This is a genomic window from Corynebacterium sp. 20-84 (assembly GCF_053479455.1).
Window position 1 is genome coordinate 54,341 of record NZ_JBRBCB010000010.1, and the last position, 17,108, is coordinate 71,448.

15 protein-coding genes are annotated in these 17,108 nt (G+C 61.8%); 10 read left to right on the plus strand and 5 right to left on the minus strand.

Annotated elements, in window-relative coordinates; translation table 11 throughout:
• The first annotated feature begins 31 nt into the window (after positions 1 to 31).
• Positions 32 to 1,252 carry a D-serine ammonia-lyase gene (locus ACUY2Y_RS08715; protein ID WP_448325768.1) on the plus strand — a complete coding sequence of 407 codons (1,221 nt, stop codon included), beginning with the start codon at positions 32 to 34 and terminating at the stop codon, positions 1,250 to 1,252.
• Here the strand turns inward: ACUY2Y_RS08715 and ACUY2Y_RS08720 are convergent, their stop codons facing one another.
• Positions 1,253 to 2,914 carry an FAD-binding dehydrogenase gene (locus ACUY2Y_RS08720; RefSeq protein ID WP_448325770.1) on the minus strand — a complete coding sequence of 554 codons (1,662 nt, stop codon included), beginning with the start codon at positions 2,912 to 2,914 and terminating at the stop codon, positions 1,253 to 1,255. It abuts the gene before it with no gap.
• Between the two features lie 108 nt (positions 2,915 to 3,022).
• Between ACUY2Y_RS08720 and ACUY2Y_RS08725 the strand changes: the two genes are divergently transcribed.
• On the plus strand, positions 3,023 to 4,213 hold the full coding sequence (locus ACUY2Y_RS08725) for an NAD-dependent epimerase/dehydratase family protein (protein ID WP_448325772.1): 1,191 nt from the start codon (positions 3,023 to 3,025) through the stop codon (positions 4,211 to 4,213).
• A gap of 2 nt (positions 4,214 to 4,215) precedes the next feature.
• Complete coding sequence (locus tag ACUY2Y_RS08730) at positions 4,216 to 5,364, plus strand: glycosyltransferase family 4 protein (RefSeq protein WP_448325774.1); 1,149 nt, start codon at positions 4,216 to 4,218, stop codon at positions 5,362 to 5,364.
• On the opposite strand, the gene manA is transcribed toward ACUY2Y_RS08730, so the two are convergent.
• The 3 genes from manA to ACUY2Y_RS08745 form a co-directional block, all read right to left on the minus strand.
• Positions 5,322 to 6,443, minus strand: a complete 1,122-nt coding sequence (gene manA / locus ACUY2Y_RS08735; protein ID WP_448325775.1) for a mannose-6-phosphate isomerase, class I — start codon at positions 6,441 to 6,443, stop codon at positions 5,322 to 5,324. The genes ACUY2Y_RS08730 and manA overlap by 43 nt on opposite strands.
• Before the next feature lie 16 nt (positions 6,444 to 6,459).
• Positions 6,460 to 7,899, minus strand: a complete 1,440-nt coding sequence (locus tag ACUY2Y_RS08740; protein WP_210573297.1) for a glyceraldehyde-3-phosphate dehydrogenase — start codon at positions 7,897 to 7,899, stop codon at positions 6,460 to 6,462.
• Between the two features lie 83 nt (positions 7,900 to 7,982).
• A complete protein-coding gene (locus tag ACUY2Y_RS08745; protein WP_448325777.1) occupies positions 7,983 to 8,990 on the minus strand; it encodes a 3-hydroxyisobutyryl-CoA hydrolase in 1,008 nt (335 codons plus the stop codon).
• Positions 8,991 to 9,024: 34 nt separating this feature from the next.
• Between ACUY2Y_RS08745 and ACUY2Y_RS08750 the strand changes: the two genes are divergently transcribed.
• Both ACUY2Y_RS08750 and ACUY2Y_RS08755 read left to right on the plus strand, forming a co-directional pair.
• Positions 9,025 to 9,831, plus strand: coding sequence for an HAD family hydrolase (locus ACUY2Y_RS08750; RefSeq protein ID WP_448325779.1), 807 nt, complete (start codon positions 9,025 to 9,027; stop codon positions 9,829 to 9,831).
• Between the two features lie 163 nt (positions 9,832 to 9,994).
• Positions 9,995 to 10,660 (plus strand): biliverdin-producing heme oxygenase, encoded by a 666-nt coding sequence (locus tag ACUY2Y_RS08755; protein ID WP_210573164.1) that lies wholly within the window; start codon positions 9,995 to 9,997, stop codon positions 10,658 to 10,660.
• Here ACUY2Y_RS08755 and ACUY2Y_RS08760 read toward each other — a convergent pair.
• Positions 10,657 to 11,112 carry a hypothetical protein gene (locus ACUY2Y_RS08760; RefSeq protein ID WP_448325781.1) on the minus strand — a complete coding sequence of 152 codons (456 nt, stop codon included), beginning with the start codon at positions 11,110 to 11,112 and terminating at the stop codon, positions 10,657 to 10,659. The two genes, ACUY2Y_RS08755 and ACUY2Y_RS08760, sit on opposite strands and share 4 nt — an antisense overlap.
• A 92-nt stretch (positions 11,113 to 11,204) precedes the next feature.
• Between ACUY2Y_RS08760 and ACUY2Y_RS08765 the strand changes: the two genes are divergently transcribed.
• From ACUY2Y_RS08765 to ACUY2Y_RS08785, 5 genes are all read left to right on the plus strand, one after another.
• Positions 11,205 to 13,181 carry an HtaA domain-containing protein gene (locus ACUY2Y_RS08765; RefSeq protein ID WP_448325783.1) on the plus strand — a complete coding sequence of 659 codons (1,977 nt, stop codon included), beginning with the start codon at positions 11,205 to 11,207 and terminating at the stop codon, positions 13,179 to 13,181.
• A 63-nt stretch (positions 13,182 to 13,244) separates the two neighbouring features.
• Entirely contained in the window at positions 13,245 to 14,273 is a 1,029-nt protein-coding gene (locus ACUY2Y_RS08770) for a heme/hemin ABC transporter substrate-binding protein (protein ID WP_448325874.1), read from the plus strand.
• Positions 14,273 to 15,337, plus strand: a complete 1,065-nt coding sequence (locus tag ACUY2Y_RS08775; RefSeq protein ID WP_297850211.1) for a FecCD family ABC transporter permease — start codon at positions 14,273 to 14,275, stop codon at positions 15,335 to 15,337. The genes ACUY2Y_RS08770 and ACUY2Y_RS08775 overlap by 1 nt, the downstream gene beginning before the upstream one ends.
• Complete coding sequence (locus ACUY2Y_RS08780) at positions 15,334 to 16,143, plus strand: heme ABC transporter ATP-binding protein (protein ID WP_349236934.1); 810 nt, start codon at positions 15,334 to 15,336, stop codon at positions 16,141 to 16,143. Before ACUY2Y_RS08775 ends, ACUY2Y_RS08780 begins: the two co-directional genes overlap by 4 nt.
• A 109-nt stretch (positions 16,144 to 16,252) precedes the next feature.
• The gene (locus tag ACUY2Y_RS08785) at positions 16,253 to 17,086 is read left to right on the plus strand and encodes an HtaA domain-containing protein (protein WP_448325786.1); all 834 of its coding nucleotides are present in this window, start codon (positions 16,253 to 16,255) and stop codon (positions 17,084 to 17,086) included.
• Positions 17,087 to 17,108 lie beyond the last annotated feature (22 nt).

A 17,108-nucleotide genomic window follows, 5' to 3' on the forward strand; every position in this document is an offset into this window, starting at 1 on the left:
TACACCCGCCCGTTTCCTACAATGGATCCCCATGACCATGCCTTGGGATCGTCCAGCTCACCCGCCGCAGACGGCACCCCAGCCGCTCTCGCTTCTCGACGGCATTGCCCACAGCCACGAGATCTCCTGGACCCCCACCCCCGAATCCACCCTTGCCCCGGACATCGTCACAGCTGTCGAAGAAGCATCCGCGCGTTTCGACCGCTTCGCTCCGTGGGTCGCCGAACACTTCCCCGAGACCGTCGACGGAACCATCGAATCGCCGATTCAGCACGTTCCTGAAACCCGCGATTTTCTCTCCCGCCTACTGCAGCGGGACCTTCCCGGCGAATTGTGGGTCAAGCGCGACGATGCCCTGCCAATCAGCGGCTCCATCAAGTCGCGCGGTGGAGTCCACGAGGTTTTCCGTCTCTTTGAGGAAAAACAGCATGAATCGCTCTCCGTCGCCTCCACCGGCAACCTTGCCCTGTCCATCGGCACGGTCGGCCCCCTGCTCGGTTTCGATACCGAGGTCCACATGTCTGTGGACGCCAAACAGTGGAAGAAGGACCTACTGCGCTCCCGCGGGGCAACGGTGATCGAGCACCCCGGGCTGTTCACGGAGACCGTGGCCGCAGCACGACACTCCGCCGGCGATGCCTTCTTCATTGATGACGAGAATTCCCTCGGACTCTTCGCCGGCTATGCGGTGGCCGGCCAGCGCCTCAAAGAGCAATTCGAGGCGGAAGGCAAGAACTTCACCCCAGACAACCCGCTCTATGTGTACCTCCCCTGCGGTGTCGGCGGCGGCCCCGGCGGTGTCGCCTTCGGCATGAAGATGGCATTCGGCGAGGCAGTCTCCTGCCACTTTGTCGAGCCCACCGCCAGTCCCTGCATGCTGCTCGGCGCGTTCACCGGCAACCCGGATGTCACCTGTGCTGACTACGGCCTATCCGGACGCACCATCGCCGACGGCCTGGCCGTCCAGAGCCCCTCGCCGCTCGCTTTTGAGCACGCGGCGCATCTGGTCAGCGGTTTCCACACGCTCAACGACACCACGTTCCTCGCCGCAGTGAACTGGTTGGAGCGGAGCGCGAGCATCATCGCCGAACCGTCGGCGACCGCCGGACTCACCATTCCGTGGCGCCTTCCCGACCTCCCCGACGCCGCCACCCACCTGGTGTGGCTCACCGGCGGCTCGCTCATTCCCGACCAAGACAAAGACCGCCTGCGCGGGCAGGCGGCCACAGCCTCACTTCACTGGCAGCGCTGATCACTCACGCGCGGCGTGCTCGCCCACCCGCTTGCCGGAGTGGATGCAGCCGCCGAGGAAGGTTCCTTCCAGAGCGTTCTTGCCGTGCATTCCGCCGCCGCCGAAACCGGCGGCCTCGCCGCAGGCGTAGAGGCCGGGGAAAACGCTGCCGTCGGCAAGCAATGCTCGGCCGCCCAAGTCCGTCTCGATTCCGCCGAGCGTCTTGCGCGTCAAAATATGCAGCTTGACCGCAATGAGCGGGCCCTTCTTCGGGTCCAGCAAGCGGTGCGGCTCCGCGCAGCGGACAATCTTGTCGCCGAGGAAATTCCGCGCGGTGCGGATGTAATTGACCTGCGCGTCCTTGGAGAAATTGTTCGTTAGCTGGGCATCTCGCTCAACCAGTTGCTTGCGCACCCGTTCGCCATCGACCTCGACACCGTCATCGCCGAGCTCATTCATCTTGCGCACGAGGTCCTCGATCGTGTCTGCGGTGACCCAGTCGACGCCGTTGTCCATGAATGCCCGCACAGCCGGGTGCGTTCCGGGACCGACCTTGCCGGCCAGCTTCTTCAGCGACTTGTCCGTCAGATCCGGGTTCTGCTCCGAGCCGGAGAAAATGAACTCCTTATCCGCAATGTGCTGATTGAGAATGAACCATGAATAGCCGTAACCCGTCCTACCGACATGCGCGAGTGCAGCAATATTGTCCGAGCCCGGGAACAGGTTGGTCGGCAAGCGTTTGCCGGTCGCGTCCAGCCACATGGAGCTCGGCCCCGGAATGATGCGGATACCATGGCCCGGCCAGATCGGGTCCCAGTTGATCATGCCTTCTGGGTAGTGCCACATGCGGTCGGTGTTGACCAGGTTCGCGCCGGCGGCGGCCGCGATATCGATGCCGCGCCCGTCGACATGCTCCGGCACGCCGGTGACCATGTCCTTCGGGCACGGCCCCCACCGGTCCTCCGGCCACATCTCGCGCACCTTGTCCAGGTTGCCGCCGATGCCGCCGGTGGAGATGACCACAGCCGCGCCGCGCACCTCGAACGGCTCCACCTCGTCGTTATTGGAGGCGATGCCGCGATCATGAGAATCAGCTGCCAGCTTCACGCCCCGCACTCCCACGGCGCGCCCATCTTCGACAATGATGTCGTCGACGCGGTGACGGAATTTGAATTCCACTTTGCCGGCCTGTTCGGCGCGCTCGACCGGCTCGCGGAAGACACGCACGACCTCCGGGCCCGTGCCCCAGGTCAGGTGAAAACGCGGCACGGTATTGCCGTGGCCTGACGCATCGCCCGAGCCACGCTCGGCCCACCCGACGGTGGGCAGCACGCGCAGACCCAGCTCTTTCAAATAACCGTGCATCTCGTTGGACGCGAACCGGACGTATTCACGGCCCCACTCGCGCGGCCAACGGTCATGATCCTCGTCGTCGTAATCGGCGGAATTCTCCCAGTCCGTCCACGCGAGATCCTCGAAGTCTTTCGCCCCCATGAGTTTCTGTTCCGGTGTGCCCACCATGAACAGTCCGCCGAGCGACCAGAATGCCTGCCCGCCGAGGTTCGCCCTGCTCTCCTGCTCCACGAACACGACGCGGCGTCCAGCTTTGACCGCCTCGTGCGCGGCGACCAAGCCCGCCAGCCCGGCACCCACAATGACAATGTCTCCCGATTTTTGTTTCATACACGAAACATACATAATTCTTTTCACGCCGTGTCCGTTTTTCACTCACCCGGCGGAAAACCCTGATCCCGGGTAACGTGACTGGGAGGCAATCAGAAAGGTAGATACATGAAAATTGCGGTTCTCGGCGGCGACGGATTCTGCGGCTGGCCAGCTTCCTTGCACCTTTCAGACATCGGTCACGATGTCACCATCGTCGATAACCTCTCACGCCGACGCATTGATGAAGAGCTCGGCGCCGAATCCCTCACCCCCATCGCGTCTATCGACGAGCGCATCGCCGCCTGGAAAGAGGTCTCCGGCAAGGAGATCGCCTTCCGCAATATCGATGTCGCCCAGGACTACGAGGGCCTGAAGGACTTCATCTCCACCGAGCAGCCCGACGCGATCATTCACTTCGCAGAGCAGCGCGCCGCACCGTATTCGATGAAGAATCCGGTGACGAAGCGCTACACGGTGGATAACAACGTCAACGCCACCCACAACCTGCTCGTCGCGGTCGTCGAGTCCAGCCTGGATATCCACATCGTCCACCTGGGCACCATGGGCGTTTACGGCTACGGCACCGCCGGCATGAAGATCCCGGAGGGCTACCTGGACATCAAGGTCGACACCGGCGAAGAGCTCGTCGACCAGCAGATCCTCTACCCCACCAATCCGGGCTCGGTGTACCACCTGACCAAGGTGCTGGACCAGAACCTCTTCGCCTACTACGCCAAGAACGATGAGCTGCGCATCACCGACCTGCACCAGGGCATCATCTGGGGCACGCACACTCCGCAGACGGAGCGCGACGAGCGTCTGATCAACCGCTTCGACTACGACGGCGACTACGGCACTGTGCTCAACCGCTTCCTCATGCAGGCGGCGATCGGCTACCCGCTCACCGTCCACGGCACCGGCGGCCAGACCCGCGCGTTCATCCACATCCGCGACATGGTCAAGTGCGTCCAGATCGCGCTGGAGAACCCGCCGGCAAAGGGCGACCGCGTCAAGATCTTCAACCAGATGACCGAGACACACCGCGTGCGCGACCTGGCTGAGCTGGTGGCAAAGATCTCCGGCACGGAATACGCGCTGGTCCCGAACCCGCGTAAGGAATCCTCGGAAAACGAACTGCACGTCTCCAACGACACGTTCTTGAGCCTGGGCCTTGAGCCGACCAAGCTCGCCGAAGGCCTGCTCCAGGAGGTCGAGGACGTGGCGAAGAAGTACGCCGACCGCGCCGACCGCAGCAAGATTCCAGCGCGTTCCCTGTGGACCCGCAACCAGTCAGAGGGCGTTCCGGAGAACGCATAAGCATGCGGATCGCCATTTTCACGGAGGTATTCCTCCCCAAGATCGACGGTGTGGTCACTCGTGTGATCCGCACCGTCGACCAGCTGGCGGAGATGGGCCACGAGGTCATGATCTTCGCCACCGGCGACACCCCGGAGACTTACGCCGGTTTCCCAGTGGTGCGCGCCCCGAGCTTCTCCTTCCACTACATCTACCCGGAGATCAAGGTGGGCCTGCCGGCCCCGGCAGTGGCGGAGAAGCTCAAGGATTTCAATCCCGACGTCATTCACGCCGTCAATCCCGTTTTCTTCGCCGGCTACGGCGCTGTACTGGCAAAACTCCAGAAGAAGCCGCTGCTCGCGTCATTCCACACCGATGTGCCCGCCTATACCGAATCGCTGAAGATCGGGCTCGTGAAAAAGCCCGCCACGGCACTCATCCGCGCCTTCCACAACCGCGCGGAGATGAACCTGGTCACCTCCGACCCGATGCTCGACACCGCGAAGGGTTACGGCTTCCGCGACCTCGCCGTGTGGCCGAAGGCGGTCGACACCGTCGGCTACCGCCCGGATAACTACTCCGCTGAAATGCGGGACACGCTCACCGACGGCAACCCGGATGCCCCTCTCCTCATTTACGTCGGCAGGATGAGCGCGGAGAAGAACCTCGCCATTCTCAACGACATCATGCCGCTTCTCCGCGAGAAGGTTCCCGGCGCCCGCCTCGCCATGGTCGGCGCGGGTCCGCAGTTGGAGCAGATGAAGAAGGATTTCGATCCCGCGTACACCGTGTTCACCGGCTACATGTCGGGCGCACCCCTCGCCCAAGCCTTCGCCTCCGCTGATGTCTTCGCTTTCCCCTCTCTGACGGAAACGCTCGGTCTCGTCGCCCTCGAATCCTTCGCGTCGGGCGTGCCCGTCGTTGGCGCCCGTGCCGGGGGCATCCCGTTCGTCATCGAGGATGGGCAGACTGGCATGCTCCTCGACAAAGACGCATCGCCAGAACAATGGGCGGACGCATTCGCGGGCCTGCTTATCGACGCCCCGCGTCGCACCGCCATGTCCGCCGCCGCCCGCGCAGAAGCCGAGCGCTGGTCATGGCGCGCCGCGACGGAAAAGCTCGTTGAATACTACGAAGTCTGCACCACGAAGAAGTCCGCAGACTCACACTGAACGGACACATCTCCGTCTTTTGCTGCGATGAACGCCGCCTCACCAGCAGACAGCACCAGTTCACCGAGTTCAATTTCGCCCGCCACAGGAAGAACGATCGCGGGTCCCGCCACAGAAACAGAGCCTTCCCCGTCGTAGCGGGTCACGGCGAAATCGCTCACCGGGACCGGGAACACTGAACGATTTCCTTCTACCTCGGGAACAAGCACAGGATCGTCGATCGGCTCGAAGTTCACGATGCTTTCCAGCTCAGCGACATCGATATGCTTCGAGGTCAGGCCCCCGCGCAGCACATTATCCGAATTAGCCATCACCTCGACACCGAATCCGGACAGGTAGGCGTGCATATTGCCGGCAGGAAGGAACAGCGCCTCGCCGGGAGCCAACTCCACGTGGTTGAGCAGCAGCGCCGCGAGCACGCCCACATCGCCGGGAAACGCCTCGCCGATGAACACGAGGTTCCGCGCCACATCAGAATCGAGCTGCGCGGCGCGCTCCAACACGGCCTCCACCACGGGCGCAGGGTCATCCATCGCCAGCCAGCCGGAGAGCACGGAGCGCAGGCGCTTATCGACGTCCACGCTATCGTCGTTAAGCTCTGCCCTTGCGTCTTCCAGCTGCGGCACCGCGAGCTCGTCGAGCAGCGCGACCGTGTCTTCGAGCGGCTGGAAACCTGCCATCGCTCGGAACGGCGTCAGCGCGATCAGGACCTCGGGTTTGTGATTCGCGTCTTTGTAATTCCGGTGCGCGGCATCCCTCGGAATGCCCATGTCGTCCTCACGGGCGAACCCTTCCTGGGCTTGCTCGATCGACGGATGCGCCTGGATCGACAGCGGGCGCGCCGCCGCAAGCAACTTCACCAAAAACGGCAGTGTTCCCTCCGCGCCCAGTGCACTCACGGGATCAGCCGCGATGACCTTGTCGAGAGGTCCTTCATCCGTGGCTGACGGCGCGGACGGGTGCGCCCCGAACCACACCTCCGCCTCCGGTCCGCCTGACGGCGTGCGACCTTGCAAGGTGGCGATGCTGGTGGTGTCGCCCCAGGCGTAGTCCTGCACCTTGCCCGTGAGTTTGAGCACTATGGAATTCCCCTCTTTAGCGGATCTCCTGCGGTTCCTTGCGCGTCGGGAGAATCTTCGGACGCACGCCGGCGATCTCCTCGACGATGCGGATCACCTGGTTGGAGTAGCCGAACTCGTTGTCGTACCAGACGTAGAGAACCAGGTGGTTGCCGGATGCGATGGTGGCCAGACCGTCCACGATGCCTGCGTGGGTGGTGCCCACGAAGTCGGTGGAAACGACGTCCGGCGACTGGATGTAGTCGATCTGCTGGCGCAGGCTCGAGTCGGTGGACACGCGGCGCAGGTAGTTGTTGACGTCCTCGCGGTCGACCTCGCTCTCGAGGTCCAGGTTCAGCACAGCCATGGAGACATCCGGGGTGGGAACGCGGATCGCGTTACCGGTCAGCTTGCCCTCGAATTCCGGCAGCGCCTTGGACACTGCCTTGGCCGCACCAGTCTCGGTGAGAACCATGTTCAGGCCAGCAGCGCGGCCGCGGCGCGGACCCTTGTGGAAGTTATCGGCCAGGTTCTGGTCGTTGGTGTAAGAGTGGACCGTCTCCACGTGGCCGTGCTTGACGCCCCAGCGGTCGCCGACGACCTTGAGCACCGGGGTGATCGCATTCGTCGTGCACGATGCGGCAGACAGGACGCGGTCCTGCTCGGAATCGTCGATGGTGGCGTGGTTGATGCCGTAGACGATGTTCTTCACATCGCCCTTGCCCGGCGCGGTCAGCAGCGCGCGTGCCACGCCCTTGGACTCGAGGTGCTTGGACAGGCCAGCACGGTCGCGCCAGCGGCCGGTGTTGTCCACGACGATCGCGTCGTTGATGCCGTACGCGGTGTAGTCGATGGCCGACGGATCGTCCGAGTAGATCATCTGGATCGGGGTGCCGTTCGCCCAGATGACCTCGTTCTCCTTGTCCACGGTGATGGTGCCGTTGAAGGCGCCGTGGACGGAATCGCGGCGGAGCAGGGACGCACGCTTGATCACGTCGTCGTCGCCCTTCTTGCGGACCACGACTGCACGCAGGCGCACGCCACCGTACTGAGCTTCACGGGCGATGAGAATGCGGGCGAGCAGGCGGCCGATGCGGCCGAAACCGTACAGGACCACATCGCGCGGGACGCGGTGGCTGTCAGCACCGATGACCTCTGCCAGCTCTTCCTCCAGGAAGGAGCGCAACTCGGTGCCCTCGGTGCGGGAGAAATTCTTGGCCAACCGGCCAAGGTCGATGGAGGCGGTGCCCAGATTCATCGTGGTCAGCTCGCGCAGGATCGGCAGCGTGTCGTCCAGCGGGAGCTCACGTGCCACGACGCGGCGAGCGTAGCGGTGCGCCTTGATGATCTCGATGTCCGTCATGCCCACCAGCAGGCGGCCGTAGATGGAGGTGACCACGTTGTTCTCGCGGTGGAGCTGGCTGATCAGCGGCAGCATCTCCTGGGCGAGGTGGAGCTTGTGGTTCCAATCGTCCATCGGGTTGTCGTGCGGGTTCGGGTTGACCGGGCTTTCAGCGTTCACGCTGCGTCCTTTCACATGTCGCGTTGCTCAAACGGCCTCTATTCTAGTACGTCGCGGTATTTTTCCGGCCCTGGCTCAGGCTCAAACGCGGCATCGTTCGTTTTGTCGACGAGAACAGCGCGAACTCCCTCATGGAAATCCGGCTCGCGCACGAGCATTTCGGCGTAGCGGCGCTCGTTGTCCAAGCTTGTCGCCAGATCGTTCGTGGAGTTCGCCAGCATCAGCTCAGCCGTTGCTACCAGCGACGACGGGGACGCTTGCTGTAACAGCGGCTCCACAACCGCCGCCAGTTCTGGGTCGGCCGCAATGTTCTTCTTGATCTCGGACCAGGGCGCGGAAAACGCTCCGTCGATAAGCGGGTAAAGCTTTTCTAGCTCCGAGACCCCCGGTTGGCTGGCTACCTCATCGAGTACCCCCGGCCCCTCTTCAATGATCCGCTCCGCAAGCCCGTCGAGCGAGTCCACGAGATGCGTCGCCAGGCCCGTCGCGATCATGTCGCCCGCGTTCATCCGGTAGCCGGTCAGCGCGAGAAACATACCGAGGTCGAGCGACGGACGTTTCGGCAGATTCTGCAGCCGGTGGCTCATGCCAACATCTGTGAAGAACCCGATATTCATCTCCGGCATCGACGCCATGACATCGGGCGTGACCACGACGTGGCTGCCGTGCGCCGACAGACCGAGCCCGCCGCCCATGACAACACCGGAGATCAGCGAAATATACGGCTTGGGGTACTCCGCGATCATCAGGTTCATCGCGTACTCGCGGGAGAAGAACTCGTCGGCCTCCTGCGCCCTTCCGCCGAGCGCGGCCTCGCGTGCGTAGCGAACGTCGCCGCCCGCACAGAAATGCTTCCCAGAGGACTTCACGACGACGCGTTCCACCCCCTCGTCATCCCTCCATTCTTCGAGCGCCTCGATGACGGGAAAGAGAATCTCCGGGTTGATGGAGTTCAATGCCTTGGGCCTGTCCAGAGTGATCACTCCGGTAGACTGCCGGACGGCAATGTGTACTGAATGTGCTGGTCCAGTGGTGCTTTCTGCCATGAAGCCAGTGTTCCACAGCGAGCAAAGGACTGCTATGACTTTTCCCCGCATTGTCGCCCTGGATATGGACGGAACCCTCGTTGACCCAGCTGGAAATATCCCCGATGAGTTCTGGCCCGTCCTTGAAGATGCAAAGCGCAAAGGCATGGTCATCGCCCCCGCATCCGGTCGGCAACTGGCCACGCTGCAGAACATGTTCGAAGGCAGAGGCATCGAGACCTTCATCGCGGAGAACGGCGGAGTGGTGTGGCACCGCGGCGAGATCGTCTCCACAAAGCCCATGGACGAGGCAGCTGTCGACGCTGTCCTGCGCGCCACTGCTGCTTTCGATTCCCCAATCCACCCTGTGGTCTGCACACCAGAATTCGCCTTCGTCACCGATGATGTGCCGGAAACAGCAGCACGAGAGACCGAGAAGTACTACCACTCCCAGCGCCGCGTGCCCTCCCTGCTCGAAGCGGTCCAGGCTTCCGACGCCCCCACCATCAAGGTCGCCCTATTCGTGGAAACGGACGCGGAGACCGACGGACTGCCCGTCGCCGAAACCGCCTCAGGCCAGAACATCGCGGTCTCGGGCGCGAACTGGGTCGACATCATGTCGCCGGAGACGAACAAGGGATTCGCTTTGCGCGCCCTTGCAGACACCCTCCACGTCGACATCGCCGACACCGCGGCCATCGGCGATTACCTGAACGACTACGAAATGCTTCAGACCGCCGGCACCGCTGTTGCCATGGCAAACGGCCACGACAAACTCAAGGCGATCGCGGACATCATCGCCGCATCCAATGCCGAGCACGGCGCGCTAAAAATGATCCGCGAGTGGCTCGACCAGGGTTAGTTGATTTAAGTCACACTAACGTTTCATAAATAAACGAAAGTGCTAAACCTTTCGGTTGAATTTTCCGCCCTCCTACACTCGAAGCTTGCCTATTAGGTAAGCCTTACTGTAGTTAGGTTAGGGAACCCTAAATTGCGTCACAGACATCTACAGGAGGAACGCGGTGACCGCTGCCACCACTTCTATTTCCGAGACCCTCAAGACTCAGACCGCCGCCGCGCACACTGAGGCCGAGACCACCGCCTTCATGGCTAGCCTTGCAAAGGGGGAGCTCTCCCGCCAGGACGCAGTCAACCTCACCGCACAGTATTACTTCATCTACTCCGCCCTCGAAGAGGCCGCCCGCCGCGGCCGTGAGACTAGCGACGCCGTCGCTTCCATTGCCGACGCCCGCCTCGAGCGCGTCCCCGCCCTCGAGCAGGACCTCGCCTCCATGATCGGACCGAACTGGCGCGAAGAAATCGAGCCGCTTCCAGCCACCCGTGGTTACATTGCGAAACTCGAGAACCTCTCCCCCGAAGACGCTCCAGCCATCATCGCGCACCACTACGTCCGCTACCTCGGCGACATCGCTGGCGGCCAGGTCATCGCACGCATGCTCGCCAACCACTACGGCTTCACCGAGGAGGCACTGACGTTCTACGACTTCTCCGCCGTGGGCAAGATCCCACCGTTCCGCGCCGCCTACAAGCAAGCCCTCGACGAGCTCTCCTTCAACGAGGCCGAGCGCGCCACCCTCGTCGACCACGCCAAGCAGGCCTTCACGCTCAACAGCGCCGTCTTCGCCGACCTCGCCGGCATCAGCCCAGTTCTGGTGAAGCAGCTCTAGCGGTCCACGATGAGCAGCGCCGCCATGACAATCGCGGCGCTGACCCCCGCCGCGATCACGCCGCCGGTGAGCGCGTAACCATTCGGAAAGAAGAACAGGATCGTGCCCACAACCACCATGACGCAGAACCAGGCAACGCCCAGAACGATGCCCGCTCCGGTCCGGTTATGGTCCTCGATCCATTTGTACTCCGGGTGCTTCTCCCTCTCCGCCCGGCGGGCTTTGCGGTCCGGCATCTGGGACATGGCCACAATCACCACGAGGAGCCCCACGACCCCTACCAGCGTGACAACCGTGTTGCCGGCGGCCCCACCGAAAGAGAGGACCGCCGTGGCCAATGTGACCGCGCCGCGTTCCCAGGCCTCAAACTTCAACCGTCTAGACGGGTCCTTCACCGGATCGTCATGCACTCGGCTGAACGTCTGGGTCACGCCGTAAGGATTCGCGTTCACAATCAACCTTTCGCTTGATCTTTTGGGAAACTAAGGTTAGCCTACCCTTGGTCAACGCACAAACTTGAAGCCCGTACCCGAAGGAAAACTCCATGGTCAAGAACAAAATCGCAGCCCTTTTTGCCGCGTCCTCCATTTCGGTTCTTGGAGCCGGCACACCAGCGTTGGTATTCGGGTTCGGGCCTGCTCCGCTGGCTCAGGCACAGACCGACACCACCGCAGCCACTACCAGTCACCGGGCCGTGCATTCCGGTCAGATGAAGTGGGGCGTGAAGGAATCTTTCCGCAACTACATCACGGGGAACATCGCCAAAGGCAGCATCCGCGGCACCGCACCGCTTTCCGGTGGACAGTTCACGTTTACCGCCAAGCAGTCCAGCATGAGCGGAAAGGACACCGGTGTCATCGCGTTTGACGGTGAGGTGCAGTTCGTCGGCCACAACGACATCCTCAACCTCACCCTCAAGAACATCCGTCTAAAGGTCAAGGGAAACCAGGCACAGGTGTACGCGGACGCGTACGGGCGAGAGTTCATCGACACGAAGACAAAGGGCAACTTCAAGGACTGGAAGAACGTGCCCTTGGCCACGATGACCTTGACATCCGCACCCGACTTCACGCAAGACACCGTGCGCATCCAAAGCGCCCCCAACCAATCCGTGCTGCCCAACAATCCTCAAGCCCTCGAGGTGTTCGGTAAAACATTCTACAAACCCGGCACACCCATGGACGGCATCGACGTCGAAGTTTCTCTCCGCGACGAATCGGGCCCCGCCCCCTCTCTCGGACTCGGGAGCGAAGGCGCAGGCGCAGGATCGGGTTCCGGGGACCGCGGCGCGACCCGCTCCAACGCAACCGAAGGTCCCGCCTATCTCCTGGGCACTGTGAACGACACCCTTGTTGAGATCAACGGCCTCATGGTGAACACCGACAATGTGCTCACCAACGCAGAAAAGCTGGCAAACCGCCGCGGCGGAAATTCTGGAACGACGGGTGCCGGCACTTCAGGCGGCACCTCGCCGACACTCACAGCGTCCGAGGTATCCCCAGTCGGCGTCGCCCAGAACCAATCTAAGCTGACGGCCTCGCAGAGCACCAGCAACGCCCCTGTCGGCGGCGGCACCGCGGCGGCGACTCCGCGGAACTCCACAGTCAACTCTGGCTCTGGCGGTGCCGCAGCTGCTCCGGCTACCGCAGGCGGCGGGTCCGGCGCAGTCTGCGCTGACAATGGATCCCGCGGCGTGCAGAACGCTCAAGCTGCCTGGGGTGTGCGACAGTCTTTCCGGAACTACATTCGCGGCACCATTGCCAAGGGCAATTGGCAGCTGTCCAAGGTTAGCGATTCAAACGGCACCTTCCAGTGGTCCGGAAACCAAGGTGCCGTGAACGTGCAGAACAAATCTGGTTCGATTCTCTTCCCGGGGGCGACTCGTTTTACCGGACACGATGGAATCCTCGACACACGATTCTCCAACTTGGAAATCCAATTCTCCGGGAATTCCGGGAAACTCATTGTCAACGCCACGTCCAACGACACAGAGGGCAACCCCCATGATTACGGCCGCGTTGCCTTGGCGGACTTGGCATTCAGCGATTTGAACGTGTCCGAGGGCTCGGCATCAGGTACCGCGACCGCAACACTCACCGCGGTCGGCGCTGAAGCTTTCGCCCATTTCTACCCAGTCGGCGATGCCCTCGATCCGATCTCTTTCACTGCCACCCTCGGCGGCAAGTCCAACTGCGCTCAAGGACAAGGCGACTCTGTTTCGGCATCCGCAACCGGCCAAGGAGGCTCAGCCGATCAGGCTGCGGCGCTACGAAGTGGAAGCGGCACCAACGGCACCGCAGGCACTCTGGACTCCGATACAGCGGACAGCGTCTTCAACGAGGTTGAGGGCGTGGATAGCGTGAGCGAGTCCAAGGGCACCGGAGAGAGCCAGTTCCAAATCAAGAACTCCAAAGAGGATGGGTTCACGTGGGACGACTCGGCCATCGCCCAGATGCTGACCATCCTCGCTTCCTTCGTGACCGCGGGTGGTGTACTCACCCACTTTGTCACTCGAAACTAGACTTTTGGCCGAAAAATCCAAAGAAAGATCCTCCCAGTGAAGAGAACCCTCCTCGGCGCCTCCATGGCCGCCACCCTCGTGTTCGCTACCGGATGCGCCTCGTGGGACAACCCCACCCAGTCGCAGACGCAAGATCTCGCAGACTCACTGCAGGCGGGGCAGGACCCGCACGCGAAATCTGGTGTTGCGGAGGTTAGCAACCTCGGCGAAGTCGAGCCCGTCACTTCCGCCCCGAAGCCAGCTCTGCCCGTCGAGCTGACGGATGCGGACGGCCACGATGTTGTCGTCGAAGACACTTCCCGCATTCTCGCGCTCGATCTGTACGGCACATACTCGAAGACTTTGCGGGGTCTGGGATTCACCGACAATATCGTCGGCCGCACGGTCAGTTCCACCGAAGAGTCGCTCAGTCAAGTACCGGTGGTTACTGAAGGCGGCCACACCCTCAACCCTGAAGCAGTGCTCAACCTGAAGCCAACGCTTGTCATCGTCGACCACTCGATCGGCCCACAGGAAGCCATCGACCAGATCCGCGCAGCAGGCGTGACCACTGTCGTCATGCAACCGAAGCGCCAGTTAGACTCCATCGGGCAGGACATCCGCGATCTCGCAGCTGTAATGGGAGTACCCAGCATCGGCGAACAACTCGCTGAGCGCACAGAAAAAGAGCTCGAAGAGGCAAAGGCCGCCATCGCTGAAGTTCTTCCGGCCGAGCCGCTGCGCATGTCTTTCCTTTATGCACGAGGAACGGGTGGTGTGTTCTACCTACTCGGGAACGAGAACCACACGCAGGACTTGATTTCGGCCCTTGGCGGGGTGGACGTGAACACGGAAAACGGTATCGGCGCACCTTCTCCAGCCAGCCCAGAGGCGCTCGCGGAGGTCAATCCAGAATTGTTCGTCATGATGTCCGGCGGCCTCGAATCCGCCGGTGAGATCGAAGGTCTTCTCCAGCGCCCCGGTGTCGCGCAAACTCAGGCCGGACAGAACAAGCGAGTCCTCACACTTCCCGACGGCGACTCCCTCGCTTACGGACCGCAGACTCCTGAACTGCTACTGCGCGCTGCGCATGCACTTTACGGTGAGGGGTAATGGGAGGCAGCACAATCGTTGAAAAGCGCGCGAACGATACATTTCGTAAACGGGAAACGCGCCGCATCGCGATCTATGTCATCACCACTGCGCTGCTCGCTGTGACGAGTACTGCATCCGTAATCGTCGGGCAATACGACCTGTCTGTGCGCGAGCTCTGGCCGATTCTGATCGCTGGGCCGATGAATGCGACCGATCTCGACTCTTCGGTGATCTGGCAGATCCGTCTCCCCCGTCTCGCCCTCGGGCTCTTCGTCGGCGCGGCGCTCGGTTTAGCCGGAGCACTCATGCAAGCGGTGTTTTCCAACCCCTTGGCTGAGCCATCAATCATCGGCGTAACCAGTGGCGCAGGCGTAGGCGCAGCCGTCGCGATCGTCTTCGGTGGCGGTCTTTTCGGCACGTGGGCCGTGCCGCTTTTCGCATTCATCGCTGGTGTCCTCACCACCGCGGTTGTTTACCAGCTCGCCCGCATGGACGGGAAGGTTCAAGTGATCAACCTCGTTCTGGTGGGCATCGCCGCCAACGCAATTGCTGGCGCGGCAATTTCAATGCTCGTGTTCCTCGCGCCCACAACCGCACGCGAGCAGATCATCTTCTGGCAGATGGGCACTCTCGCGGGCGCGAACTGGGAGCACACAGGCATCGTCGCCATTATTGTGACCATAACGGCGGTGCTTGCGGTCATGCTCGGCCGAAAACTCGATTTGCTTGCACTCGGTGACACGGCGGCCGCACACGTTGGTTTGAACGTGCCACGGTTGCGGATTGCGGCACTCTTCTTATCCACACTGCTCACCGCAGCCGCCGTCTCCTTCGCCGGCCTCATCGCTTTCGTGGGTTTGATCATCCCCCACATCATCCGCACCATAGCCGGCCCCTCCAACCGCGTCCTTCTGCCAGCTTCAGCCCTTGGCGGTGCGCTACTGATCGCAGGTTCAGACATCCTTTCCCGCACGCTCATCCCCTTCGCGGATTTGCCTATCGGCATCTTCACCGCTCTCATTGGCGGGCCCACGTTCTTCTTCCTACTACGCCAGATGATCCGGAAACGGAGAGCATTGTGACAGTAACTGCATCCGGCATCAATGTTGCCCGCAGTGGCACCAGCATCCTGGAGGATGTCTCAATCGAAGCCCCCGCCGGGAAAATTACCGCGGTCATCGGCCCCAACGGAGCAGGCAAGTCCACTCTCTTATCTGCGATCGCGGGCGATGAGCAACCGGCGTCAGGCACTGTTTCCCTAGGCGGTGTCGACGTTTTCAACGCGACCAAGCTCGAACTCGCCCAGACCCGTTCCGTCATGTTGCAGGACATTTCGGTCGCCTTTTCATTTCTCGTGCGCGACGTCGTAGAGATGGGCCGCACTCCATGGACAAAGCAGTCCACCCGCGAACACGACCGAGTTGTGGTCGACGCGGCTCTCAATGTCGCCGGTGTGGCGCATCTGCAAGACCGAGATGTGACCACCTTGTCCGGCGGTGAACGCGCCCGTGTCGCTTTCGCACGGATCCTCGCTCAGCAAACACCGATTGTCTTCCTCGACGAGCCCACCGCAGCGATGGACATACGCTTCCAGCAGCGCACCCTCGGCACGGTGCGTCAACTAGCCCAGGCTGGCCGCACCGTCGTCGTCGTCCTCCATGACCTACAAGCCGCCGCCGCGTACTGCGACCACTTCGTGTGCTTGAGCCACGGCACAGTTTCCGCCGCCGGAAACCTAGACGAGGTCTACACCGACGAGGTGCTCTCTCGAGTTTACGACTGGCCCATCCACGTCGAACGCACAGAACGCGGCGTTTACGTCCGGCCGGAGAAGGAGGAGCGTATCGACGCCGACACCTCGACGCTCTTCGACATCAAATGGCAGTGAATCCCTTTGTGCTCCTCCCCCAAAAGGTGTAATCAACAACCAAAGGTTGCTTAGGTTAGGCAATCCTTAGTATGCTTTCGTGGGCCCCAAGAATACCGAAAGGATCTTCATGAGCTTCTCCAAATCTCTGGCAACTGCCACCACCGCGGCAGTCGCCGCAACTGCATTGATCATCCCCTCCGCTGCTGCACAGACTGTTCCAGCTGTCGAATCCGGCACCATGGACTGGAAGCTCAAAGAGAGCTTCCTAAGCTACATCGCGAAGCCCTTTGCGAAGGGCGAAATCCACGTGAAGAATGGTGCCAAGAAGGTTCCCGCTGAAGGCAAGACTGAGAGTTTCAACCTTCCGGTGGACGCAGCGAAGACAACGCTCGATGCCCAAGGCAACGGTACAATCGCTCTCGACGGCGCCATCCAGTTCCTTGCACACCCGGGGCTCGGCGAGAACGGCGGCTGGGGCTTGGACCTGACCTACAATGACTTGAAAGTGAAGGTGACCGGCACCAAGGCTGAGTTCATCGCAGACTACAAGCTCTTCGGCAGTCTTCCGGGCTCTGGCGCACCAAGTAAACCGACGGGCGATGACGTTGTCATTGCGGAATACGAACTGCCTCAGGCAGTAACTCCAGAGGAGAACTCAACCGTCAAGGTGACTTCCAAGGAAGGCCGCTTGAAGCAGGGGGGTTACGATTCGCTCCTAGCATACAGCGAGGACTACAAACCGGAAGCCGACCCGTTCACGATCGAGCTTAAATTCAAGGCTCCGAAACCCCCGAAGACTGAGGAAAACCCGGGCAAGGAAAACCCGGGCAAGGAAGACCCTAAGGAAGGATCGAGTTTGAGCACCGGAGGCCTCATCGGCATCGTCGGTGCGATCCTCGCCCTGCTCGGTGGTATCGGCGCTCTTGTCGGTCCGAAGCTGTTCCCGCAGTTCTTCCGCTAAACCGTCAACCTTCCAACCCGAG